The organism is Streptomyces sp. NPDC037410 (genome assembly GCF_055602235.1).
Window position 1 is genome coordinate 366485 of the sequence record NZ_JBVJWR010000001.1, and the last position, 24231, is coordinate 390715.

General features: G+C 72.9%; 22 protein-coding genes. 5 read left to right on the top strand and 17 right to left on the bottom strand.

What is annotated here, in order from left to right; translation table 11 throughout:
* Window positions 1–2 precede the first annotated feature (2 nt).
* The 4 genes from ACZ7HT_RS01735 to ACZ7HT_RS01750 all read right to left on the bottom strand — a co-directional run bounded on the left by ACZ7HT_RS01735 (window position 3) and on the right by ACZ7HT_RS01750 (window position 3803).
* Window positions 3–908: a ribonuclease Z gene (locus ACZ7HT_RS01735; RefSeq protein ID WP_471158646.1), complete on the bottom strand. Its 906-nt coding sequence runs from the start codon at window positions 906–908 to the stop codon at window positions 3–5.
* A gap of 3 nt (window positions 909–911) precedes the next feature.
* Window positions 912–1271, bottom strand: coding sequence for a histidine triad nucleotide-binding protein (locus ACZ7HT_RS01740; protein ID WP_471158648.1), 360 nt, complete (start codon window positions 1269–1271; stop codon window positions 912–914).
* 109 nt (window positions 1272–1380) lie between these two features.
* Complete coding sequence (locus ACZ7HT_RS01745) at window positions 1381–2475, bottom strand: tetratricopeptide repeat protein (RefSeq protein ID WP_471158650.1); 1095 nt, start codon at window positions 2473–2475, stop codon at window positions 1381–1383.
* The gene (locus ACZ7HT_RS01750; RefSeq protein ID WP_471158652.1) at window positions 2472–3803 is read right to left on the bottom strand and encodes an ATP-binding protein; all 1332 of its coding nucleotides are present in this window, start codon (window positions 3801–3803) and stop codon (window positions 2472–2474) included. The genes ACZ7HT_RS01745 and ACZ7HT_RS01750 overlap by 4 nt, the downstream gene beginning before the upstream one ends.
* A gap of 75 nt (window positions 3804–3878) precedes the next feature.
* On the opposite strand from ACZ7HT_RS01750, the gene ACZ7HT_RS01755 reads away from it, so the two are divergent.
* Window positions 3879–4232, top strand: coding sequence for a hypothetical protein (locus tag ACZ7HT_RS01755; protein ID WP_471158654.1), 354 nt, complete (start codon window positions 3879–3881; stop codon window positions 4230–4232).
* Here ACZ7HT_RS01755 and ACZ7HT_RS01760 read toward each other — a convergent pair.
* The 4 genes from ACZ7HT_RS01760 to hrcA all read right to left on the bottom strand — a co-directional run bounded on the left by ACZ7HT_RS01760 (window position 4229) and on the right by hrcA (window position 8294).
* On the bottom strand, window positions 4229–4972 hold the full coding sequence (locus ACZ7HT_RS01760; RefSeq protein WP_471158656.1) for a 16S rRNA (uracil(1498)-N(3))-methyltransferase: 744 nt from the start codon (window positions 4970–4972) through the stop codon (window positions 4229–4231). The two genes, ACZ7HT_RS01755 and ACZ7HT_RS01760, sit on opposite strands and share 4 nt — an antisense overlap.
* Window positions 4969–6051: a nitronate monooxygenase gene (locus ACZ7HT_RS01765; RefSeq protein ID WP_471158658.1), complete on the bottom strand. Its 1083-nt coding sequence runs from the start codon at window positions 6049–6051 to the stop codon at window positions 4969–4971. Before ACZ7HT_RS01765 ends, ACZ7HT_RS01760 begins: the two co-directional genes overlap by 4 nt.
* 83 nt (window positions 6052–6134) lie before the next feature.
* Complete coding sequence (gene dnaJ / locus ACZ7HT_RS01770) at window positions 6135–7274, bottom strand: molecular chaperone DnaJ (protein ID WP_471158660.1); 1140 nt, start codon at window positions 7272–7274, stop codon at window positions 6135–6137.
* Window positions 7275–8294, bottom strand: coding sequence for a heat-inducible transcriptional repressor HrcA (gene hrcA / locus ACZ7HT_RS01775; protein ID WP_116161056.1), 1020 nt, complete (start codon window positions 8292–8294; stop codon window positions 7275–7277).
* Between the two features lie 148 nt (window positions 8295–8442).
* Between hrcA and ACZ7HT_RS01780 the strand changes: the two genes are divergently transcribed.
* Window positions 8443–9171, top strand: coding sequence for an MBL fold metallo-hydrolase (locus tag ACZ7HT_RS01780; protein ID WP_471158662.1), 729 nt, complete (start codon window positions 8443–8445; stop codon window positions 9169–9171).
* Window positions 9172–9300: 129 nt separating this feature from the next.
* On the top strand, window positions 9301–10104 hold the full coding sequence (locus ACZ7HT_RS01785) for a DUF3097 domain-containing protein (protein ID WP_471158664.1): 804 nt from the start codon (window positions 9301–9303) through the stop codon (window positions 10102–10104).
* 44 nt (window positions 10105–10148) lie between these two features.
* On the opposite strand, the gene hemW is transcribed toward ACZ7HT_RS01785, so the two are convergent.
* From hemW to lepA, 3 genes are all read right to left on the bottom strand, one after another.
* A complete protein-coding gene (hemW, locus tag ACZ7HT_RS01790) occupies window positions 10149–11381 on the bottom strand; it encodes a radical SAM family heme chaperone HemW (protein ID WP_471158665.1) in 1233 nt (410 codons plus the stop codon).
* 48 nt (window positions 11382–11429) lie between these two features.
* Window positions 11430–13307 (bottom strand): AMP-dependent synthetase/ligase, encoded by a 1878-nt coding sequence (locus ACZ7HT_RS01795; RefSeq protein WP_471158667.1) that lies wholly within the window; start codon window positions 13305–13307, stop codon window positions 11430–11432.
* 168 nt (window positions 13308–13475) lie between these two features.
* Entirely contained in the window at window positions 13476–15344 is a 1869-nt protein-coding gene (gene lepA / locus ACZ7HT_RS01800; RefSeq protein ID WP_471158669.1) for a translation elongation factor 4, read from the bottom strand.
* 185 nt (window positions 15345–15529) lie between these two features.
* Between lepA and rpsT the strand changes: the two genes are divergently transcribed.
* Entirely contained in the window at window positions 15530–15796 is a 267-nt protein-coding gene (rpsT, locus tag ACZ7HT_RS01805; RefSeq protein ID WP_188270270.1) for a 30S ribosomal protein S20, read from the top strand.
* A gap of 498 nt (window positions 15797–16294) precedes the next feature.
* On the opposite strand, the gene holA is transcribed toward rpsT, so the two are convergent.
* Window positions 16295–17284: a DNA polymerase III subunit delta gene (gene holA / locus ACZ7HT_RS01810; RefSeq protein ID WP_471158671.1), complete on the bottom strand. Its 990-nt coding sequence runs from the start codon at window positions 17282–17284 to the stop codon at window positions 16295–16297.
* A gap of 62 nt (window positions 17285–17346) precedes the next feature.
* Here holA and ACZ7HT_RS01815 point away from each other — a divergent pair, with 62 nt between their 5' ends.
* The gene (locus tag ACZ7HT_RS01815) at window positions 17347–17589 is read left to right on the top strand and encodes a hypothetical protein (RefSeq protein ID WP_086828707.1); all 243 of its coding nucleotides are present in this window, start codon (window positions 17347–17349) and stop codon (window positions 17587–17589) included.
* Window positions 17590–17611: 22 nt separating this feature from the next.
* Here the strand turns inward: ACZ7HT_RS01815 and ACZ7HT_RS01820 are convergent, their stop codons facing one another.
* From ACZ7HT_RS01820 to ACZ7HT_RS01840, 5 genes are all read right to left on the bottom strand, one after another.
* The gene (locus ACZ7HT_RS01820; RefSeq protein WP_471158673.1) at window positions 17612–18496 is read right to left on the bottom strand and encodes a YceI family protein; all 885 of its coding nucleotides are present in this window, start codon (window positions 18494–18496) and stop codon (window positions 17612–17614) included.
* A 259-nt stretch (window positions 18497–18755) separates the two neighbouring features.
* On the bottom strand, window positions 18756–21308 hold the full coding sequence (locus ACZ7HT_RS01825) for a ComEC/Rec2 family competence protein (protein ID WP_471158675.1): 2553 nt from the start codon (window positions 21306–21308) through the stop codon (window positions 18756–18758).
* Window positions 21305–22069: a ComEA family DNA-binding protein gene (locus tag ACZ7HT_RS01830; RefSeq protein WP_471158677.1), complete on the bottom strand. Its 765-nt coding sequence runs from the start codon at window positions 22067–22069 to the stop codon at window positions 21305–21307. Before ACZ7HT_RS01830 ends, ACZ7HT_RS01825 begins: the two co-directional genes overlap by 4 nt.
* Window positions 22070–22481: 412 nt before the next feature.
* Window positions 22482–23327, bottom strand: a complete 846-nt coding sequence (locus ACZ7HT_RS01835; protein WP_382661337.1) for a DegV family protein — start codon at window positions 23325–23327, stop codon at window positions 22482–22484.
* A gap of 98 nt (window positions 23328–23425) precedes the next feature.
* Complete coding sequence (locus ACZ7HT_RS01840; protein WP_471158679.1) at window positions 23426–24175, bottom strand: hypothetical protein; 750 nt, start codon at window positions 24173–24175, stop codon at window positions 23426–23428.
* Window positions 24176–24231 lie beyond the last annotated feature (56 nt).

Here is a 24231-nt window from a genome sequence, read left to right on the forward strand (position 1 = left end):
GTTCACGTTCGTTTCGGTACGGGGACCCTCATGAGGTCCTTGGCGATGCTCAGCTCGCCGTCGAACCCCGCCGCCCGCGCCTGCTGTTCGAAGACGGCGGGGTCGGAGTAGCGCTGCGAGAAGTGGGTCAGGACGAGGTGCCGGACGCCCGCGTCGCGCGCGACGGCGGCGGCCTGTCCGGCCGTCAGATGACCGTGGTCGGCGGCGAGCCGGACGTCCTCGTCGAGGAAGGTCGACTCGATGACGAGCATGTCGGCGCCTTCGGCGAGCGCGTTCACCCCGTCGCAGAGCCGGGTGTCCATGACGAAGGCGAAGCGCTGCCCGCGCCGGACCTCGCTGACCTCGTCGAGCGGGACGCCGTTCAGACTGCCGTCGCGCTGGATCCGGCCGACGTCGGGGCCCTTGATGCCGTGCGCGGCGAGCTTCTCGGGCAGGAGCCGGCGCCCGTCGGGCTCGGTGATCCGGTAGCCGTAGGACTCGACGGGGTGGGAGAGCCGCCGGGCGTCCAGGGTGAAGGACTCCGTGACGGCGAGCGGCCCGTCGGCGGCCACGGGGGCCTCCGTGAGCCGCACGGTCTCGCGGTAGGCCGTGGCGTACCGCAGCCGCTCGAAGAAGTGCTGTCCGCTCGCCGGGTAGTGGGCGGTGACCGGGTGCGGGACCTGGTCGAGGTTGATCCGCTGGATCACCCCGGCCAGGCCGAGCGAGTGGTCGCCGTGGAAGTGCGTGACGCAGATCCGGTCGAGGTCGTGGGCGGCGACCCCGGCCCGCAGCATCTGCCGCTGGGTGCCCTCGCCGGGGTCGAAGAGGATGCCCCGGCCGTCCCAGCGCAGCACGTAGCCGTTGTGGTTGCGGTGCCGGGTCGGGACCTGGCTGGCGGTCCCGAGGACGACCAGTTCGCGTACGGACACGTCTTATCCGGGGGGCCAGTTGAGGCCGCGGCCGCCGAGCACGTGCGCGTGCGCGTGGAAGACGGTCTGGCCGGCGCCCGCACCGGTGTTGAAGACGATCCGGAAGCCGCTGCCGTCGATCTTCTCCTGCTCGGCGACCTCGCCCGCCTCGCGCAGTATGTCGGCGGCGACGGTCGGCGCGGCGGCGGCCAGCGACGCGGCGTCGGGGTAGTGGACGCGCGGGATGACGAGGATGTGCGTGGGCGCCTGCGGGTTGATGTCGCGGAACGCGACGGTGGTCTCCGTCTCGCGCACGATCGTCGCCGGCACCTCCCCCTCCGCGATCTTGCAGAACAGGCAGTCGCTCTGCGGCTCTCCGGCCATGTCCCGGTCCTCCTCGGTCTGATGACGATCACTGACCATGTACTGGCCGTGCCTTGACGATCAACTACCCGGCCATGCTATCCGCCGCCTCGGACAGCGAGCGGACGGATCAGTCCTTCGGAATGCGACGGTTCAGCGCCGAGCGACTCACCCAGTACGTGATGATCACACCCCAGAACAGGGGCGTCCCCAGGCCGCTCACCGTGCCCGAGTCGAAGGACCACAGGGCCAGCGAGGCGAGCGAGTAGAGGCCGAGGAGCCCGACGGCCCCGGCCATGAACAGCACGGGCCGGCAGTTCCGGGCCACGAGGAGCAGGGGCCGGCGCAGCCGGGGCGGCACCCTGCGGGCCATCCACACCCCCCACCCGGTCCAGGCGCCGAGGACCACGGCCGCGCCGACCAGGAGCGGGACGGCCGCGTCCGCCCAGGTCGCGCGGCCGGGGACCGCGATGCGGGCGACGGCGGAGGCCACGAAGCCGAGGAGGGCGACCCAGCGGGCCCCCGCGGCGGTGTTCCAGGCCATGGCCTCCAGGTTGTAGCGGGCCTTGCGGTCCTGGAGGTCGAGCGCGGCTGAGGCGACGAAGCCCTCGGCGGCCTGCGTCCAGGCACCGCGCCGGAACCAGCGGCGCCGCAGCCGCAGCAGCGAGAGGTTGTTGTGGGCCTCGCTGCTCTGCGGGTTGAGGCGCAGGGTCGTCTCGTACGCGCGCTGGGCGGTGGCGTGGTCGCCGCGCCGCTGGGCGGTGAGGCCGACCAGGAAGTGGGCGGCGTCCTCCTCGGGGGCGAGGCTGACGGCGGTCCGCGCGATCTCGTACGCCTCGACGGTACGCGCGGGCGTGCGCGCGTACTCGGCGTGCTCGGCGAGGGCGGTGCCGAGCGCGTAGTGGCTGCCCCAGTAGTTCGGGGCGAGCTCCACCGAGTGCCGCGCGGCGGCCTCGGCCTCCAGGAACCGCCGGTCGGCGAGGAGGATGTGGACCCGCATCAGCCAGGCCCCGAGCAGATCGGGATGGGCCCCGAGGGCCTGGTCGACGGCGGCGAGGGCGGCGGCCCGGTCGCCGGCCCGGTGGTGGCAGCGGGCGAGCAGGACGAGCGCCTCGGCGTCCTCCGGCTCGGTCGCCAGGTGCCGGGCGACGAGTTCACCGGCCTGCGCGTACCGCCCGGTCTCGTACAGCGCCTCGGCGCGCGCGAGCGCGGTGGACGCGGTCACAGCTTGCGCTTCCGCTTCAGGTGGGCGAGGAGGTCGTCGTACAGGCCGCCCTCGTTGGCGAACATGGCGACGTTCCGCGCCGCGGCGAACCACGGCTCCGTCGACGGCTTGATCTGCCGGGCGGCGCCGAGCAGGTCCTTGGTGGTGATCAGGCGCACGGAGCCGGTACGGGCGGAGTCGAGGAGCGCGGCCTCCGCGGCCGACTCGCAGACGTGGGCCAGGTCCGCGCCGGAGAAGTCCTCGGTGGCCTTGACGAGCTTGCCGAGGTCGACGGCCTCGATGGGCCGCTCCCTCAGGTGGTAACGGAGGATCGCCTCGCGGGCGGCCGCGTCCGGCGGCAGCACGAGCAGCGTGCGGTCGAGACGGCCCGGGCGGCGCAGCGCGATGTCCACGTCCCAGGGCACGTTGGTCGCGGCGAGCACGAACACGCCCTCGTTGCCGGCGCCGCTCGCGATGCCGTCGAGCTCGGTGAGGAGCTGGTTGACGACGTTGCGCAGGCCGCTGTGGTGGGTGCGCGAGCGCTTGGCGCCGAGGGCGTCCAGCTCGTCGAGGAAGACGACGCAGGGCGCCTGGCGGCGGGCGGTCTCGAAGATGTCGTGGACGTTCTTCTCGGAGGCCCCGATCCACATGTCGAGGACGTCGGAGAGCGAGACGGTGAGGAAGTTGGCGCCGAGCTCGCCCGCGACGGCCCGCGCGATGAACGTCTTGCCGCAGCCGGGAGGGCCGTACAGGAGCAGGCCGCCGCGCAGCGACTTGCCGTACAGCCTGCGCAGTTCGGGGTTGCGCATGGGCGCGAGGAAGGCGGCCTCCAGGCGCTCCTTGACCTCCTCCATGCCGCCGACGTCGGCGAGGCGTACGGCTCCGGGGGCGTCGACGTCCCAGGCGGCGGCGTCCCCGGCGGTCCCGTCGGCCCCCTCGGCCTGCGGGTCGTCGAGGAACCGGGGCCCGACGAGGTCCCGCACCTGCTGCTCGGCTGCGTCCCAGTCGAAGGAGGGGGGCTCCACGGGCGCGGGCGAAGGTTCGGTCGAAGGCTCGGGCGAGGGCTCGGGCTTCCGGGGCTCGACGGAAGGCTCGGGCTGCCGGGGCTCGACGGAAGGCTGGGGCTTCCTGGGCTCCACCGGAGCCATCCCCATCGCCCGCACCATCAGCGCACGTGCGTCCGCGTCGCCGGGCGCGTGCTGGAGGGCGACGGCCGCCTCCGCGACGGCCTCGTCGTTCCGCCCCTCGGAGAGGAGGAGTTCGGCGAAGTGGAGGCGCAGCGGCACGTCACCGGGGGCGGCGGCCACGGCGGCGCGCAGACTGCGGATGAGGGGGGAGTCGTCGGCCATGCGGGTCAGCCTAAGGAGCATCGGGGGGCCGCTGTCCACCGGGTGCGGCAGGGCGCGGGGCGTAGGGTGCGCGGCATGAGACGGGAAGGCGCGCCGCGCAGACTGACCGTGGACGGCACCGTGTGGCTGTGGAACGTCCGGCACCGGCACCCCGACTGCCGGACGGTGCTCTCGCTGCGCCGCGCCGAGCACCGCCACGCGCAGCTGCGTCTCGTCTTCCGGGACGGACCGGGCCGCATCGTGGCCGGGTACCCCTTCGGCCTGGGCGACGTGGCCTCGGCCGGCGGCGACATCCTGAACCTGAACCAGCCCGGGGTCGTGCGCCGCTTCCTTGAGGAGGCCGCGGCCCGCGGCCTCCTCCCCACCCTCCACGGCGTCCGCGAGGAGGACGCCTGGCCGCTCTACGACACCCTCACCGACACGGACTAGCTCCAGCGGCCGGTGCGCCCCAGGACGAGGGCCGTCGCCGCCGTGCCCGCCGTCGACGTGCGCAGGACGCTGCGGCCGAGGCGGTACGGCTTCGCCCCGGCGGCCTCGAAGGCGGCGAGCTCGTCCGGGGAGACCCCGCCCTCGGGGCCGACGATCAGCACGATCGAGCCCTTCGCCGGGAGTTCGGCGGTGGCGAGCGTCCCGCTGGGGTGCTCGCGGTCCTCGTGCAGGACGGCGGCGAAGTCGGCGTCCGCGAGGAGGGCGGCGAGCTGCTTGGTCGTCATCAGGTCGGCGACCTCGGGGAAGCGGGTGCGGCGCGACTGCTTGCCGGCCTCGCGCGCGGTGGACCGCCACTTGGCGAGCGCCTTGAGGCCCCGGTCGCCCTTCCACTGGGTGATGCAGCGGGAGGCGGCCCAGGGCACGATCGCGTCCACGCCGGTCTCCGTCATGGTCTCGACGGCGAGTTCGCCCCGGTCGCCCTTGGGGAGGGCCTGGACGACCGTGATGCGCGGCTCCTCCTCGGGGTCCTCGTGGACCTCGTCGACCCGCACGGTGAGCTCGTCCCTGCCCTCGGCGGAGACCACCACGCACTCGGCCCAGCGGCCCCGCCCGTCGGCGAGGACCAGCTCCTCCCCCGCGCGCAGCCGCTTCACGGAGACGGCGTGCCGCCCCTCGGGCCCGTCCAGGAGGAAACTCCCGGCACCGGGGACGGTGTCGACGACGAAGACGGGTGCGGTCATGAGGCACTCCTGTGAGCGAGCTCGGAGAGAGCGGTGTCGAGTTCGGCGGCCAGCACCTCGACCAGCTGCCCGGCAGGGAGTTCGCGGGCGAGGCGGTGGCCCTGGCCGGCCCACAGGGCCATGCCCTGGGCGTCGCCGGAGGTGGCGGCGGCCTTGCGGAGCGGGGCGGTGAGGTGGTGGATCTCGGGGTAGGCGGCGGGGGCGTACGGCCCGTGCTCGCGCATGAAGCGGTTGACGAGGCCGCGCGCCGGTCGCCCGGAGAAGGCCCGGGTGAGGGCGGTCCGGGTGAACAGCGGGTCCGTCAGGGCCTGCTTGTGCAGCGGGTGGGCGCCCGACTCGGGGCAGGGGAGGAAGGCGGTGCCGAGCTGGGCGGCGTCGGCCCCGGCGGCGAGGACGGCGGCGATCTGCGCGCCGCGCATGATCCCTCCGGCGGCGACGATCGGCAGCGCGACGGCCTCGCGGACCTGGGCGACGAGCGTGAGGAGCCCGGTGCCGGGGGCGCCTTCGTCGGCCGGGTCGTCGCGGTACGTGCCCTGGTGGCCGCCGGCCTCGACGCCCTGGACGCAGACGGCGTCGGCACCGGCCCGCTCGGCGGCGAGGGCCTCGTCGGCGGAGGTGACGGTGACGATCGTGTACGTACCGACGCGGTCGAAGGCGTGGAACGTCGCCTTCGCGGGGCAGCCGAAGGTGAAGGAGACGACGGGGACCGGGTCCTCCAGGAGGATGGCCAGCTTGGCGTCGTAGGCGTCGTCGCGGGAGTCGTCGGTCTCGCCGAGCGGGGTCTCGTACCAGGTGGCCTCGCCCGCGAGCTGGTGCCGGTAGACCTCGACGGCGGCGGGGTCGGCGGGCCGGCCGTCCTGCGGCATGAAGAGGTTGACACCGAAGGGGCGCGCGGTGAGGGTGCGGACCCGCTTGATCTCCTGGTACAGGCCTCCGGCCGTCTTGTACCCGCCGGCGAGGAAGCCGAGGGCCCCGGCCTCGCAGACGGCCCCGACGAGCTCGGGACCGGAGGCGCCACCGGCCATGGGGGCCTGCACGATCGGAAACCGAGAGAGATCGTTCAGTGCGGTGGGGGACATATGGGCATCGTGCCATGCCGCGGGGAGGGACATGGAAAGGGGCGGTATCCATGAATGGATACCGCCCCTTTCCACACACAGGCCTACCGCCCGTTGAAGGCGTCCTTCAAGCGCGAGAACAGACCCTGCTGTCCCGGCTGGAACTGCCCCGTGGGCCGTTCCTCGCCACGCAGCGTGGCCAGTTCGCGCAGGAGCCGCTCCTGCTCCGCGTCGAGCTTGCTCGGGGTCGTCACCTCGACGTGCACGATCAGGTCGCCCCGGCCGTTGCCCCGCAGGTGCGTGACGCCGCGCCCGTGCAGCGGGATCGACTGGCCGGACTGCGTGCCCGGGCGGATGTCGATCTCCTCGACGCCGTCGAGCGTCTGCAGCGGCACCTTGGTGCCGAGCGCGCCCGCCGTCATCGGGATGGTGACCGTGCAGTGCAGGTCGTCGCCGCGCCGCTGGAAGACCTCGTGCGGGGTCTCGTGGATCTCGACGTACAGATCGCCGGCGGGGCCGCCGCCGGGGCCGACCTCGCCCTCGCCCGCGAGCTGGATGCGGGTGCCGTTGTCGACACCGGCCGGGATCTTGACCGTGAGCGTGCGGCGGGACCGCACGCGGCCGTCGCCGGCGCACTCGGGGCACGGCGTCGGGACGACGGTGCCGAAGCCCTGGCACTGCGGGCAGGGGCGGGAGGTCATGACCTGGCCGAGGAAGGACCGGGTGACCTGGGAGACCTCACCGCGGCCGCGGCACATGTCACAGGTCTGCGCGGAGGTGCCGGGCGCGGCGCCCTCACCCGAACAGGTGGTGCAGACGACCGCCGTGTCGACCTGGATGTCCTTGGTGGTGCCGAAGGCCGCCTCGTTGAGGTCGATCTCCAGGCGGATCATGGCGTCCTGGCCGCGGCGGGTGCGCGAGCGCGGGCCGCGCTGCGAGGCCGTGCCGAAGAAGGCGTCCATGATGTCGGAGAAGTTGCCGAAGCCGCCGGCTCCGAAGCCGCCGCCCGCGCCACCGCCACCGGAGGCCGAGAGCGGGTCGCCACCGAGGTCGTAGACCTGCTTCTTCTGCGGGTCCGAGAGGACCTCGTAGGCGGCGTTGATCTCCTTGAAGCGTTCCTGCGTCTTGGGATCGGGATTGACGTCCGGGTGCAGCTCGCGCGCGAGCCTCCGGAACGCCTTCTTGATCTCGTCCTGGGACGCGTCGCGGCGCACGCCGAGTACGGCGTAGTAGTCCGTGGCCACTTACGACTCCGCCAGGATCTGTCCGACGTAACGTGCCACTGCGCGTACCGCTCCCATCGTTCCGGGGTAGTCCATGCGGGTCGGTCCGACCACGCCGAGTTTGGCGACTGCCTCGCCGCCCGAACCGTAGCCGACCGAGACGACGGACGTGGAGCTCAGCCCCTCGTGGGCGTTCTCGTGCCCGATGCGTACGGTCATGCCCGATTCCTTGGCCTCGCCCAGCAGCTTGAGGAGCACGACCTGCTCCTCAAGAGCTTCCAGGACAGGCCTGATCATCAGGGGGAAGTCGTGTCCGAAGCGGGTGAGATTGGCGGTGCCGCCGATCATCAGCCGCTCCTCGTGCTCCTCGACCAGGGTTTCGAGGAGGGTCGCGAGCACGGTCGAGACCGTGGCGCGGTCCTCGACCTCCTCGAAGGACTCGGGGAGGTCCTGCACCAGCTGCGGCACGTCGGCGAACCGGCGGCCGACGACCCGGCTGTTGAGCCGGGCCCTCAGGTCGGCGAGCGAGGTCTCGCCGAAGGGCGCGGGGCAGTCGACGACCCGCTGCTCGACCCGGCCGGTGTCCGTGATGAGGACGAGCATCAGGCGGGCGGGGGCCAGCGAGAGCAGTTCCACGTGCCGGACGGTCGAACGGGTCAGCGAGGGGTACTGGACGACGGCGACCTGGCGGGTCAGCTGGGCGAGCAGTCGTACGGTGCGCCCGACGACGTCGTCGAGGTCGACGGCTCCGTCGAGGAAGTTGTGGATGGCCCGCCGCTCGGGCGTCGACAGCGGCTTGACGCCGGCGAGCCGGTCGACGAAGAGCCGGTAGCCCTTGTCGGTGGGGATGCGCCCGGCGCTCGTATGAGGCTGAGCGATGTACCCCTCCTCCTCGAGCACGGCCATGTCGTTGCGGACGGTGGCCGGCGACACGCCGAGCTTGTGGCGCTCGGTGAGCGCCTTGGAGCCGACGGGCTCCTCCGTCCCGACGTAGTCCTGGACGATGGCGCGCAGGACCTCGAGTCTGCGTTCGCTGAGCATCGTGCGCACCTCCAGCTGTCGTCGTCGTTCCGGTTGCTCCGCTTTTGGCACTCACCCTGTCCGAGTGCCAGCGATCCCCCGGCCAGTGTACGGCGGCGGGCATCGCTCCTGGCAAGGAGGCGGCGCCCGCACCGGCTAGCGTCGCCCCATGGACGTGGATTGGGAAGCGTACGGATGGGAGCGGCTCGCGGACGGGGTGGGCCGGCGACGGCTGCCCGGCTGGGACGCCACGGTCGGGCTGATCCTGGGGACACGGGCGGTCCTGCTGTACGACACGGGGTCCTCGCTCACGGAGGGTGCCGAGCTGCGTGCGCAGATCGCGGCGCTCACGGGCGGCCGGAAGGTGACGCACATCGCACTCAGCCACCCGCACTTCGACCATGTGCTCGGCACGGCGGCCTTCGCGGGCGCGGAGGTCTTCGGCGCGGTGGGCTCGGACGACCTCCTGAGCGGAGCCAGGGCCCGGGAGGAGCTGCGCGAGGACGCGGTACGGCAAGGGCTCGACCCGCAGGCGGCCGCAGAGGCCGCCGACGTCCTCGTCGCCCCCCGTCATCTGGTCTCGGGCGAGTGGACGCTCGACCTGGGCGACCGTCAGGTCCTCCTGGCGAACGTCGGGCCCGGCCACACGGGCCACGACCTGGCACTCTGCGTCCCGGGAACGCAGGAGATCGTCTTCTGCGGCGACCTGGTGGAGGAGTCGGGCGAGCCGCAGGCGGGCCCGGACGCGATCCCGTCCCGCTGGCCGGACGCCCTGGACCGGCTGCTCGCCCTGGGCGGTGAGGAGGCGGCGTACGTACCGGGCCACGGGGCTGTGGTGGACGCCACGTTCCTCCGGGCACAGCGCGATGAACTGGCACGCCGCTTCGGGGTGTCGTAGCGTCGCCCGAATGCGCGGCTGCCACCCGGACCTGACGCCGTCTCGGCTGCATCCCTCGCATCCCCCGGGGGACGGCCCCCGGACCCCCGGCAGCATCCCCGAGACCGCGCCCTGGACAGGATCGAGCCCATGCGCAGCTACAACCCGGACCTGACCCCGCCCTGGAAGCGGTCCGCGCCCGTACCGGAGGTCCCGGCCGACCCCGACCTCGTGGTCGAGGAGGTGTCGACGGGCTTCTGCGGGGCGGTGATCCGCTGCGAGGCGGGCACGGTGACCCTGGAGGACCGGTTCGGCAAGCACCGGGTCTTCCCGCTGGAGCCGCGCGGCTTCCTCCTGGAGGGCAAGGTCGTCACTCTGGTGCGGCCGGTGTCGGCTGCGTCCCGCCCCACCCGTACGGCCTCCGGCTCCGTCGCGGTCCCGGGCGCACGCGCGCGCGTGGCACGGGCGGGGCGGATCTACGTGGAAGGCCGCCACGACGCGGAGCTCGTCGAACGGGTCTGGGGCGACGACCTGCGCATCGAGGGCGTGGTCGTGGAGTACCTGGAGGGTGTCGACGACCTGCCGTCGATCGTCGCGGAGTTCGCCCCGGGACCGGACGCCCGGCTCGGCGTCCTCGTCGACCACCTGGTCCCGGGCTCGAAGGAGTCGAGGATCGCCGCCCAGGTGACCTCGCCGCACGTCCTGGTCGTCGGCCACCCGTACATCGACGTCTGGGAGGCCGTGAAGCCGTCCTCCCTGGGCATCCCGGCCTGGCCTGCGGTCCCCCGCGGCCAGGACTGGAAGACGGGCGTCTGCCGCGCCCTCGGCTGGCCCTCGGACAACACGGGCGCGGTCTGGCAGGCGATCCTCAAGCGCGTGACGTCCTACAAGGACCTGCAGCCGGAGCTCCTGGGCCGCGTCGAAGAACTGATCGACTTCGTAACGGCACCGTAGCGCCCACAGGACGGACAGCGCCCACGCCCGTGTGGGCGCAGGCCCTAGTCCACCAGGTCCCGGACCACCGCGTCCGCCAGCAGCCGCCCCCGCAGCGTCAGCACCGCCCGCCCCGCCTCGTACGACCCGGCATCGAGCAGCCCGTCCTCCAGGGCCTTGCGGGACGCCGCCCGCCCCGCCGGCTTGAGGATCGACAGCTCGACGCCCTCCCGCAGCCGCAGCTCCAGCAGGATCCGCTCCACCCGCCGGTCCTCGTCGGACAGCAGCTCCCGCCCGGCGCCCGGCGACCGGCCCTCCGCGAGCGCCGCCGCGTACGCCCCGGGATGCTTCACGTTCCACCAGCGGACGCCCCCGACGTGCGAGTGCGCGCCCGGCCCGGCGCCCCACCAGTCGGCCCCGCGCCAGTACAGCTCGTTGTGGAGGCAGCGCCCGGCCTCGGAGGTGGCCCAGTTGGACACCTCGTACCACTCGAAACCGGCCCGGGACAGCACGTCCTCCGCGATCAGGTAGCGGTCGGCGTGCACGTCGTCGTCGGTCATGGGCACCTCACCGCGCCGGATGCGCCGGGCGAGCTGCGTGCCCTCCTCGACGATCAGGGCGTAGGCGCTGACGTGGTCGGGCCCGGCGCCGATCGCGGCCTCGAGGGAGGCGCGCCAGTCGTCGTCGGACTCGCCGGGCGTGCCGTAGATGAGGTCGAGGTTGACGTGCTCGAACCCGGCCGCCCGCGCCTCCCCGACGCACGCCTCGGGCCGCCCGGGGGTATGGGTCCGGTCGAGGATCTTCAGGACGTGCTGCCGGGCGCTCTGCATCCCGAAGGAGATCCGGTTGAACCCGCCGGCGCGCAGCTCGGCGAGGTAGGCGGGGTCGACGGAGTCCGGATTGGCCTCGGTCGTCACCTCGGCGTCGTCGGCGAGCCCGAACTCGTCCCGGACGGCCCCCAGCATCCGCACGAGGTCCCCGGCGGCGAGGAGCGTGGGCGTGCCGCCGCCGACGAAGACGGTCCGCACGGGCCGGGGGTCGTCCCCGAGGACCTTCCGGGCGAGCCGGATCTCCTCGACGACCTGGTCGGCGTAGTTGTCGCGGGAGGCGAGCACACCGCCCGTACCGCGCAGCTCGCTCGCCGTGTACGTGTTGAAGTCGCAGTAGCCGCAGCGCGTCGCGCAGTACGGCACGTGCAGGTAGAACCCGAGCGGCCGCTCCCCGGCCCCTTCGAGGGCGTGCGGGGGCAGCGCCCCGTCGTCGGGAACGGGCTCACCATCGGGCAGTACGGAAGGCATGAGCCCCATTGTCCCGTACTGCCCGGGGTAACAGCCCGGCCCCGCGGGTCAGGCCTCGCGCGAGCCCGCGTACATCTCCTCGATGAGGTCCTTGTACTCACGCTCGACGACCGGCCGCTTCAGCTTCAGGGACGGGGTGAGCTCGCCGTGCTCGATGTCGAGGTCGCGCGGGAGCAGACGGAACTTCTTGATCGTCTGCCAGCGCTGGAGGCCCTCGTTGAGGCGGTCGACGTAGCCCTGGATGAGCTTCTCGGTCCGCGGGTCGGCGACGACCTCCGCGTACGACTTGCCGCCGAGGCCGTGCTCGGCGGCCCAGCCGAGGAGGGAGGGCTCGTCGAGGGCGATGAGGGCGGTGCAGAAGTTCCGGTCGGCGCCGTGGACGAGGATGTTCGAGACGAACGGGCAGACGGCCTTGAACTGGCCCTCGACCTCGGCCGGCGCGATGTACTTGCCGCCGGACGTCTTGATCAGGTCCTTCTTGCGGTCGGTGATCCGGAGGTAGCCGTCGGCGGACAGCTCGCCGATGTCGCCGGTGTGGAACCAGCCGTCGGACTCCAGGACCTCGGCCGTCTTCTCCGGCAGGCCGTGGTAGCCCTCCATGATGCCGGGGCCGCGCAGAAGGATCTCGCCGTCGTCGGCGATCCGGACCTCGGTGCCGGGGAGCGGCTTGCCGACGGTGCCGGTGCGGTAGGCCTCGCCCGGGTTGACGAAGGAGGCGGCGGAGGACTCGGTGAGGCCGTATCCCTCCAGGATGTGGATGCCCGCGCCGGCGAAGAAGTAGCCGATCTCGGGGGCGAGGGCGGCGGAGCCGGAGACGCAGGCGCGCAGGTTGCCGCCGAAGGCCTCGCGGATCTTGCCGTAGACGAGGGCGTCGGCGACCTTGTGCTTCGCGGAGAGGCCGAAGGGCGCGGAGGCGGTGCCGGTGCGGCGGAAGTTGTCCTGGGTGGCCTTGGCGTACTCGCGGGCGATGCCGGCCGCCCACTGGAAGATCTTGTACTTGGCGCCGCCGCCCGCGCGCGCCTTGGCGGCGACCCCGTTGTAGACCTTCTCGAAGATGCGGGGCACGGCCGCCATGTAGGTCGGCTGGACGACCGGCAGGTTCTCGATGATCTTGTCGACGCGGCCGTCGACGGCGGTGACGTGACCGACCTCGATCTGGCCGGAGGTGAGGACCTTGCCGAAGACGTGGGCGAGCGGCAGCCACAGGTACTGGACGTCGTCCTGGGTGACGAGGCCGGTGGCGGCGATGGCCTTGGCCATGTACGACCAGTTGTCGTGCGGGAGGCGGACGCCCTTGGGGCGACCGGTGGTGCCGGAGGTGTAGATGACGGTGGCGAGCTGCGTGGAGGTGATCGCGGCCACCCGTTCCTTGACCGCCTCGGGGTGCTCCTCCAGGTAGGCCTTGCCGCGCTTCTCCAGGTCGTCGAGGGAGAGGACGAAGTCTCCGTCGCTCTCCACGCCCGTGGCGTCGATGACGACGACGTGGTGGAGGTCCGGCAGCTCGGCGCGGCGCTCGACGGCCTTGGCCAGCTGGGCCGCGTTCTCCGCGATGAGGACCTTGGACTCGGAGTCGGAGAGGATGAACGCCGACTCCTCGGCGTTGGTCTGCGGGTAGACCGTGGTGGTCGCGGCGCCCGCGCACATCACGCCGAGGTCGGCGAGGATCCACTCGACGCGGGTGGAGGAGGCGAGGGCGACGCGCTCCTCGCCCTGGACGCCGAGGTCGACGAGGCCGGCGGCGATCGCGTAGACCCGCTCGGCGGCCTGTCCCCAGCTGAGCGACTTCCAGTCGTCCGGGCCGGTGCCGGAGGCGGCGGGCACCGGGTAGCGGTAGGCCTCCGCGTCCGGGGTCCGCTCGACGCGCTCAAGGAAGAGGGTCGCCACGGAGGGCGGCCGGTTCTCGATCTGGGTCTGTGTGTCGCTCACGACGTCCTCCGGGCGGCGGCGGTGCCTTCTGGTGGTTCGTAACTAACTGGCGAGTAACCTTCGAGCCGGGATCAGAGTAGAGGCCGGAATGCTGCCACGTAAGGGCCTGTGGATAACGAACAGGCCCACGTGCGCGACGCACGTGGGCCCATTCGGTGCATAAGTCAGCTACTTCTTGCCCTTGCCGGAGGACTCGTCGCTCGACAGGACGGCGATGAAGGCCTCCTGCGGCACCTCCACCGAGCCGACCATCTTCATGCGCTTCTTGCCTTCCTTCTGCTTCTCCAGCAGCTTCCGCTTACGGGAGATGTCACCGCCGTAGCACTTGGCGAGGACGTCCTTCCGGATGGCGCGGATGGTCTCGCGGGCGATGACCCGGGAGCCGATGGCGGCCTGGATGGGCACCTCGAAGGCCTGCCGCGGGATGAGCTCGCGCAGCTTGGCGACGAGCCGGACGCCGTAGGCGTACGCGGCGTCCTTGTGGGTGACGGCCGAGAAGGCGTCCACCTTGTCGCCGTGCAGCAGGATGTCGACCTTGACCAGGCTGGAGGCCTGCTCGCCGGTGGGCTCGTAGTCGAGGGAGGCGTAACCGCGCGTCTTCGACTTCAGCTGGTCGAAGAAGTCGAAGACGATCTCGGCGAGGGGCAGGGTGTAGCGGATCTCGACCCGGTCCTCGGAGAGGTAGTCCATGCCGATCAGGGTGCCGCGACGGGTCTGGCAGAGCTCCATGATCGCGCCGATGAACTCGCTCGGGGCCAGGATCGTGGCGCGCACGACCGGCTCGAAGACGTCGCTGATCTTGCCTTCGGGGAACTCGCTCGGGTTGGTGACGGTGTGCTCGCTGCCGTCCTCCATCACGACGCGGTAGACCACGTTCGGCGCGGTGGCGATCAGGTCGAGCCCGAACTCGCGCTCCAGACGCTCACGGATCACGTCGAGGTGGAGGAGGCCGAGGAAGCCGACGCGGAAGCCGAAGCCGAGCGCGGCGGAGGTCTCCGGCTCGTAGACCAGCGCGGCGTCGTTGAGCTGCAGCTTGTCGAGGGCCTCGCGGAGGTCCGGGTACTCCGAGCCGTCCAGCGGGTAGAGGCCCGAGAAGACCATCGGCTTCGGGTCCTTGTAGCCGCCGAGGGGCTCGGTGGCGCCCTGGTTCAGGGAGGTGATCGTGTCACCGACCTTGGACTGACGGACGTCCTTCACACCGGTGATGATGTAGCCCACCTCGCCGACGCCGAGACCGTCGGACGAGGTCATCTCCGGCGACGAGACACCGATCTCGAGCAGCTCGTGCGTCGCGCCGGTCGACATCATCCGGATGCGCTCGCGCTTGTTGAGCTGGCCGTCGACGACACGGACGTACGTGACGACACCCCGGTACGAGTCGTACACGGAGTCGAAGATCATCGCGCGGGCGGGGGCGTCGGCGACGCCGACGGGCGCCGGAACGTCCCGGACCACTCGGTCGAGCAGCGCCTCGACACCCATGCCGGTCTTCGCGGAGACCTTGAGGACGTCCTCCGGCTGGCAGCCGATGAGGTTGGCCAGCTCCTCGGAGAACTTCTCCGGCTGGGCGGCCGGCAGGTCGATCTTGTTCAGGACGGGAACGATCGTGAGGTCGTTCTCCATCGCCAGGTAGAGGTTGGCGAGCGTCTGCGCCTCGATGCCCTGCGCGGCGTCGACGAGCAGGATCGTGCCCTCACAGGCGGCGAGCGACCGGGACACCTCGTACGTGAAGTCGACGTGTCCGGGGGTGTCGATCATGTTCAGGATGTGAGTCCTGCCCTCACCCTGCCCGTCGGTGGGCGCCCAGGGCAGCCGGACCGCCTGGGACTTGATCGTGATGCCGCGCTCCCGCTCGATGTCCATCCGGTCGAGATACTGGGCACGCATCTGCCGCTGGTCGACCACACCGGTCAGCTGGAGCATCCGGTCGGCAAGCGTGGACTTGCCGTGGTCGATGTGCGCGATGATGCAGAAGTTGCGGATCAGAGCCGGGTCGGTACGGCTCGGCTCGGGCACGTTGGTAGGAGTCGCGGGCACGCAGGGATCTCGTCTCGGGCGATGTTCAGAACGGATACGTAGAGACCATGGTCCCATGCCTGCCGCCCAGCGCCCGGTTTGGGCGGCTGCGAGGGTGGCTGATAGTGTGGACAGCTGTGTCTCGCATGCCCTCTCAGCTGCGGGGCGCATCCAGAAGGAACATCGAACCTGTAAAGGCTCTTTTCGTGGCGAACATCAAGTCCCAGATCAAGCGGAACAAGACGAACGAGAAGGCGCGCCTGCGCAACAAGGCCGTCAAGTCCTCGCTCAAGACCGCGATCCGCAAGGCCCGTGAGGCTGTCGCCGCCGGCGACCTCGAGAAGGCCACCGTTGCCACTCGTGCCGCCTCGCGTCAGCTCGACAAGGCTGTCTCGAAGGGTGTCATCCACAAGAACGCCGCCGCCAACAAGAAGTCGGCGCTGGCCACCAAGGTTGCCTCCCTCCAGGGCTGAGCTCTGATGTGACCGGCCGTACGGGACTCAGCGGGCCCTCTACCCCGCTCCCGCCCGGCCACCCGGACTCGCGCACGGACGCGTTCGCCACGCGGGCGCGAGCCCACCAGCCGTAACGCCGAAGGCCCCGCAACTTCCTTCCCCAGGAAGCCGCGGGGCCTTCGCCGCACCTGCCACCACGAGCCGGGGCACGGGTGCACGAGTGACCACCGGGCAACGGGGACCAGCGGCCAAAACAGCCGCTTGGACGACTGGGACCCGGCGGCGCGAGGCGCCCGCCTGGCCACCCTGGCCCAAGGGCACGACGCAGCCGCCCAGCTACCGGAACCGGCGGCGCGAAGCGCCCGCCCGGTTTACGGGGGTCCGGGGGCGGAGCCCCCGGAAGGGGTCGGCCTCAGCCCCCCACCAGCCCCGGCGGGGTTTCGGGAAGGGGTGGGGTGGGGGAACCGCTCCGGCGCCCGCCACGAGCCGCCCCCGCACCGAAGCGAACCGCCCGGCTCAGCCCCGCCGCAACCGCGCCGCCCGCGCCACCGCGACCACCGCCTTCTCCAGGGCGTACTCCGGGTCGTCGCCCCCGCCCTTCACCCCGGCGTCCGCCTCCGCGATCGCCCGCAGGGCCAGCGACACCCCGTCCGGGGTCCAGCCGCGCATCTGCTGCCGTACGCGGTCGATCTTCCAGGGCGGCATGCCCAGCTCTCGCGCCAGGTCGGCGGGCCGCCCGCCCCGCGCCGAGGAGAGCTTGCCGATCGCCCGTACCCCCTGGGCCAGCGCGCTGGTGATGAGCACGGGCGCGACCCCGGTCGAGAGCGACCAGCGCAGGGCCTCCAGGGCCTCCGCCGCCCGCCCCTCGACGGCGCGGTCCGCGACGTTGAAGGAGGAGGCCTCGGCGCGGCCCGTGTAGTACCGCCCGACGACGGCCTCGTCGATCGTCCCGTCGACGTCGGACGTGAGCTGCGAGACCGCGGACGCGAGCTCCCGCAGATCGCTGCCGATCGCGTCGACGAGCGTCTGGCAGGCCTCGGGCGTGGCTGACCGGCCCAGCCTCCGGAACTCCTGCCGGACGAACGTCAGCCGCTCCGCCGGCTTCGTCGTCTTCGGGCAGGCGACCTCCCGCGCCCCCGCCTTGCGCGCCGCGTCGAGCAGCCCCTTGCCCTTGGCGCCGCCGGCGTGGAGCAGGACGAGCGAGATGTCCTCGATCGGATCGTCCAGGTACGCCTTGACGTCCTTGATCGTGTCGGCGGAGAGGTCCTGCGCGTTCCGCACGACCAGCACCTTCCGCTCGGCGAAGAGCGAAGGACTGGTGAGCTCCGCCAGCGAACCGGGCTGGAGCTGGTCGGGGGTGAGGTCGCGCACGTCCGTGTCGGCGTCGGCGGCCCGCGCGGCCGCCACCACCTCCTGGACGGCGCGGTCGAGGAGCAGGTCCTCCTGCCCCACGGCGAGCGTCACGGGGCCGAGGAGGTCGTCGGGGGAAGTCTTTCTGGTGGCCATCGCGATCCAGCATCCCACGGGCCACTGACACCGCCGCCCGGCACGGGGTCGAGAATGGCGGGGTGAGTGAACGACACGTACTGGTACTCCCCGACCGCGACGCCGCCGAGGAGGTCGCGGGGGAGCTCCCCGACCGCTTCGGCCTGGCCGAGGAACCGCAGCTCGTGCGCGACGCCCTGGCCGGTGAGGACGACGCCGAGGACGCGCAGTGGCTGGTGGTCGTCGAGGACCCGGACGCCCGCCTCGACCCGGCGGCGCTGGACGCGCTGGCCGCCGAGTACGAGGGCTGGCTGGAGGCCCCCTAGGGGTCGGGACCGGGACCGGCCGTCAGCCCTTCTTGGGGACGATCTGGATGTCGAGGTCGATGCTGATGCTCGACCCGACGGCCGCGATGCCCCGCGCGAGCAGCGTCTGCCAGGTGAGGGTGAAGTCCTCCCGGTGCAGCTCGGTGGTGGCCCGGCAGGCGCCCCGGGTCTCGCCCTCCAGGCCGTTCCCGAGGCCCAGGTACTGGGTGTCCAGGGTCACCGTGCGGCTCACTCCGTGCAGGGTGAGCGCGCCGGTGACCGCCCAGCGGCTGCCGCCCCGGTGGACGAAGCGCTCGCTGTAGAACTCCAGCGTGGGGTAGGCGCCGACGTCGAGGAAGTCACCGGAGCGCAGATGGTCGTCGCGCATCTGCACCCCGGTGTCGATGGACGCGGCGTCGATGACGACGTGCATCGCGGAGTGCTCCATGCGCTCGGCGATCCGCACCGCGCCCGCGAAGCTGTTGAACCTTCCGTGGATCCGGGCGAGGCCGATGTGGCGTGCCGTGAAGCCGATCTGCGAGTGCGCGGGGTCGATCTCCCAGTCGCCCGGCTCGGGGAGCTGGGGCTGGGGCGCGACCTGGAGCAGGACGTCGCCGAGGCCCTGGTGCTCGCCCTCGGCGACGACGGCACCGCCGTGGTAGGGCGTATAGCCCTCGGAGGTGACGGCGACGCGGTACTCGCCGGCCGGCACGGTCGCGAGGACGGTCCCGTACGGATCGGTCTCGCCGGCCAGGATCTTGCGGCCCGCCGTGTCACTGACGACGAACTCGGCCTGCCGGACGGGTTCGTGCACGGGGTCCAGCACCCGGCAGCTCAGCACGCCGGCGGAGGAGGGGACGGCGAGACCGGCGAGCGGGCCGCCGCGCGCGGCTCCCGTCGCACGCTTCCCGAAGAGACGATCGAACATTCTTCACGCACCCCCGTGCGACTCGTTCACTATGCAACAAAGTTGCATTCGATCACTGCTGAGGCGTTCGAGGCAAACGGGAGGAGTGACCGGAAGTGTTACCGAGGGTCCGAATTGGAGATTCCGCTTAGCGCGGCCGACCGGCCCCACGCCGCGCTCGACGCCAGGCACCGCCGCATCCCCCACGCGGGCAGTTCCCGCAGCCCCGGCACCGGCGAGGACAGCAGTCACTCACCGGCTCCCGGCATCTCCCAGAGCCTCACCCTCCTCCCGGCACGGCCACAAGCCCGGCCCCCGCCCCCACCACCGCGACCGCCCCGTCCTGATCGGTCCGCAGCACCCGCGCGCCGCCCGCCCGCAGCCCCTCCAGCGTCCGGGGCGAGGGATGCCCGTACGGGTTGTCACGCCCCGCCGACACCAGCGCGAGCCTCGGTCGCACCGCCTGTATCAGGCCCGGGTCCTGGTGCGCTGAACCGTGATGGGCGACCTTGAGCACGTCCACCGGCCCGAGACCCGGATGCAACCGCACCAGCGCCCGCTGGGCCGGCGGTTCGAGGTCCCCCAGGAGCAGCAGCCTCAGCCCTCCGGCGGTACGGACGAGCAACGTGACACTGGCGTCGTTGGGCCCGCCGTCGAACACCTCCGGGACCGCGGACGCTCCGGCACCGGCCCACGGCCAGAGCACCCGCCACTCCAGGCCCCCGATCCTCCGCCGCTCCCCCGGTCCCGCACGCACCAGCGGCACCCCGGCGGCGGCCGCGGTCCGCCGCACGAACGCGGCCTGGCCAGGCGGCTCTTCGAGCCCCGTGATCTGGATCGCACCCACCGACCTTCCCCGCAGCACTCCGGGAAGCCCGGCCACATGGTCCGCGTGGAAGTGGGTGAGCACCAGCAACGGCACCCTCCGCACCCCGAGTTCACGCAGACAGCGGTCCACAAGCACCGGGTCCGGTCCCGCGTCCACCACGACGGCGGAGTCCCCGCCCGCCGCGAGCACCGCCGCGTCCCCCTGCCCCACCTGGCACATCGCGAACACCCAGCCGGGCGGCGGCCACCCCGTCGTCCACCGGGCGAGCGGCGCCGGCCGCACCACCACGAGCAGGAGCACCCCGCCGACGATCACACCGACCGCACCCCGGTACGGCAGCCTCCGCGCCCCGAGGACCAGCAGGACCGTGAGCAGCGCCAGGGCGAGCCCTCCCCACCAGCCGCCCGGCCAGGCCAGCTCGGCCCCCGGCAGTGCGGCGCCCGTACGGGCCACCCGCGCGAGCCACCCGGCCGGCCATCCCGCCACCCACGCCAGCCCCTCCGCGGCCGGCATCCAGACCGCCGCAAGGGCGAGCGTCGCGAACCCGCACACCGTCGCCGGCGCCACCGCGAGTTCGGCGAAGAGGTTCGCCGGGACGGCGACCAGACTCACCCGGGCGGCGAACACCACCACGACCGGCGCGCACACCGCCTGCGCCGCCAGGGCCGCACCCAGCGCCTCCGCCAGTCGGCCGGGCACCCGGCGCCGCCGCAGCGCCTCGCTCCACCGCGGGGCGATCGTCAGCAGCGCCCCGGTCGCCAGGACCGAGAGCAGGAAGCCGTAGCTCCGGGCGAGCCAGGGGTCGTAGAGCACGAGGACGAGCACGGCGGCGGCCAGCGCGGGGATCAGCGATCTCCTGCGTCCCGTACCGATCGCGAGCAGCGCGACCAGACCGCAGGCCGCGGCACGCAGCACGCTCGGGTCCGGCCGGCAGACGATCACGAACGCGAGCGTCAGCCCTCCCCCGGCCAGTGCCGTGACCCGCAGCGACAACCCGATCCGTGGCGCGAGCCCGCCCCGCTCCACCTGGTGCGCCCGCCCCGGCCTCCCGATGAGCAGGAGCAGGACGACCGTCAGATTGCTGCCGGACACCGCCAGAAGGTGGGTGAGATCGGTCGCCTCGAACGCGTCCCGCAACTCGGGTCCGACCCGGGAGGTGTCCCCGACGACCAGTCCCGGCAGCAGAGCCCGCGCGTCGGGATCGAGCTTGTCGGTCGCCCTCCGCAGCCCGGCGCGCAGGTCCCCCGCCGTCCGTTGCAGGGTGCTCGGCGGGCCGACGATCCGCGGTGGTCCGGCTCCGTCGACCTTGACTACCGCCGCGAAGGGTTCCCCCGGTCGCAGCGGCGGCGCGAGCCGGGCGCCGACCCGGAGCCGGGTGGTGGGGAGGAGCCGCAGCCACTCCTCCCGCCCCCTTCCCGACGGCACGATCAGCAGGACCGGCGTGCGGGTCCGGTGGACCGAACCGTCCGACCGCTCGACCCGGGTCACCTCGCCGTCCAGGACGATCGAGACCGGGGCCATCGCGTTGCCCCGGACCTTGGGCCGGGTGAGCCGGGCGTCGGAGGTCACCGCCACCTCAAGCCGCGCCAGCGCGTACTCCCGCGCCAGCTCCGGGACGGGCCCCCGCCGCAGATCCGCCGCGTGCAGCCCCGCCGAGGCGGCTCCGGCCGCCGCACAGAGCAGGACCCCGGCCCAGGCGGTCGCCCGTAATCGCCACCCGGGTGTGGCCCCTGGTCCGGCGGATCGCCACCCTGCTGTGGCCCCTGGTAGCGCGGATCGCCACTCTGGTGCGGCTCCTGGTGCGGCGGCTCCGGAACCGTCGTCCCGGCCACGGCGCCGCCGGACCGACGCCCGCACCAGCAGAAGCACGGCCCCCACCAGGCACACCGCGACACCGGCCACCGTCCACCACCCGGTGACGCCCACGGCACAGGCCGCCGCCGCCCAGGCAGCCGCCGCGAGGGGGACGAGACGGAGATCGGGCGGCCCCTCGTCGTCCTTCATGGCCGGACCAGCGGTTCGAGATCGGCGAACCGACGCTCGCCGATGCCGTCGACCTCCCGCAGCTCCCCGACCGACCGGAAGCCGCCGTGCTCCGTCCGGTGGTCGACGATGTGCTGCGCGAGCACGGGTCCCACACCGGGGAGGCCGTCCAGCTGTTCCGCCGTGGCCGAGTTGAGGCTCACCGGCACCCCCGGGCCCCCGCTCCCGGCGCCACCGGGACCGGAGCCGGAACCGGGACCCGCCCCGCCCACCTGCGTCCCCGGCAGACCGATCAGAACCTGCTCGCCGTCGAACAGGACGCGGGCCCGGTTCACCCCGGTGAGGTCCGCGCCGGGCTCCGCTCCGCCCGCCGCCCGCAGGGCATCCGCCACACGCGAGCCGGCCGGCAGGGTCAGCACCCCGGGCCTGCGCACCTTGCCGCCGATGTCGACGACGACCCGCGCCCCGGAGGCCCCGGCCCCCGGCACCGGCCCGGGCCCGGCACCCGGCGCCTCGCCCGAACCGGGCTTGGCAGCGGGCACGGCGGGCAGGGGAGCAGCGGCCCGGACGAGTTCGGGAGCGCGCACCGGCTCCGGCCGCCCGGTCCAGAAGTACCCGGCCGCGAGGCCCGCGGCCAGGAGCAGCACCAACGTCAGCGCGGCCAGCGCCCTCGGTTCGAGCCCGCACCTGGTCTGCACCCACACCGGGGCCCGGTCGCGGAGGAGCGCGGCCACCCGCTCCCGTACCCCCGGCGGGGAACCCCGCTCCGGCGCCTCCGGCACTTCACGGACATCCGGTGCCTCCCGAATCTCCGGCGAAGGCACCGGAATCGGCACCGGCACCGGTGGTGTCGCCGCCGGGAACAGTGCGTCCGCCCGACGCCGCACGGCACCCCCGGGCAGGGCGGGAGCCCGCCCGACCCGGTCTCGTGTCCTGGCCCGCCCGGCCGGGGAGCCCCGCCCTCCCGGGCGGCTGCGCCCGTCCGATCCGGGCGCCCGTCCGGGCCCGCTCGTCGGAGCACCCGCCCTGCCCGAGGTCCTGGAGGTGGTCGCTGCGATACGTGTACGAAGAGTCATGTCCGTGACGGTAGAGATCACGGAAGGCCCGTGCGGAGCGCAGCCGTCTTCCGTGGACAGACGCTCCGCTGTGGAAAACTCCCTCACCCGTGTGGGGGACGGAGGGAACCCGGCTGCCTCAGCGCGGCGAGACGACGACCGCGAGGAGACCCGGGCCCGTGTGGGCGCCGATGACCGCTCCCACCTCGCTGACCTGGAGTTCCTCGATTCCCGGGACGCGCTCCCTGAGCCGGTCCGCGAGCGCGGCGGCCCGCTCCGGTGCGGAGAGGTGGTGCACGGCGATATCGACGGAGCCGGAGCCGGCCCGGTCCACGGCGATCTCCTCCAGGCGCGCGATGGCCTTCGAGGCCGTCCGTACCTTCTCCCGCAGTTCGATCCGCCCGGCGTCGAGTTCGAGGAGCGGCTTCACCGCGAGCGCCGAGCCGAGCAGCGCCTGGGCGGTCCCGATGCGGCCGCCCCTGCGCAGATAGTCCAGGGTGTCGACGTAGAAGTAGGCGGAGGTCCCCGCGGCACGCTTCTCGGCCGCCGCGACCGCCTCGTCGAGGGAACCGCCGGCCTCGGCGACCTCCGCCGCGGCGAGTGCGCAGAAGCCCAGGGCCATGCCCATCATGCGGGTGTCCACCACCCGTACGGGCACGGGGGCGTCCTTGGCCGCGAGCACGGCGGCGTCGTAGGTCCCGGAGACCTCGGCGGACAGATGGAGCGAGACGATGCCCTTCGCGCCCGCCTCCGCGGCCTCGCGGTAGGCCTCGGCGAAGACCTCGGGGCTCGGCCGCGAGGTGGTGACGGGCCGGCGCTTCTGCAGGGCCTCGGCAAGGGCCTTCGCCGAGATCTCGGTGCCCTCCTCGAGGGCGCGGTCGCCGATGACGACGGTCAGCGGGACCGTGGTGATGGCGTGCCGCTCCCTCGTCTGGCGTGGCAGGTAGGCCGTGGAATCGGTGACGATCGCGACATGCCGGGACATGAGCGGGAGGTTACCCGCCGGGGCCACCGCACGGCAGCCCGGCCCCCCTTCTCACCGGGACGCCCACCCGCACCCCGGCCTGCCTTCGCCGAAAGCCATCACGTCGTGGTCTCCGGGCGGGCCGACTTCTCCCACGGGTAGGCGGTGCGCCGGGGATCGGGTGCCGTGATCGCGGAGCGCTCTCCACCGGCCCCGGGGGCCGTCTCGCGGCCGGGACCGGCGGGCTTCCCCCGGCCGTCGGCCGTCGCCGCGTCCGCCGCCCCGGGTCCGGCATCCCGGGTCGCTCCCGGCGCGGCCTCCGGGCGCGTCCAGTGGCGCAGGGCGCCCGCCTCGACGTCGATCTGGGCGCTGAGCGTCGACAGGTCGTCCTCGGCGAACTTCACCGCCCGGTCCCGGGCGGCGCGGCGCAGCGCGTCGGCCGAGCCGGTGATCCGCTCGGTCCGCGCGGCGAGCTCGGGCAGCTGTCCGGCCACCCACGCCCGGTCGGGCTCGCGCTCCATGCGCTTGAGGTCCGCGTCCAGCTCGTGTCCGTGGGCGCTGAGCCGGTGGAACAGGTCGAGCGACTCCTTCAGCGAGGCGTCCTCGCCGACGCCCGCCTGCAGCGCCTCCTGGGTGGCGCGCATCGAGGTGCGCAGCGACAGCCGCAGCCGGGCGAGCTCGGCAGCGGCCCCGGCCTGACCGAAGCTCTTGGCCCGCAGCGTGGTCTCCTCGACCGTGCGCCGGGCCTGGTCGATGGTGCGGTCGACCCCGCGCGCGGCGGCCTTCGCGACCTTCACGGTGACGAACACCCCGAGCGCCACGAAGGACAAGAAGAGCAGGGCCATGATCGTGATAATCGTGGCTTCCATGTGCGCCCCTCCGGCGTCCGTCGAATCCCCACGGCTGTGGTTCCTCCACGTTAAAC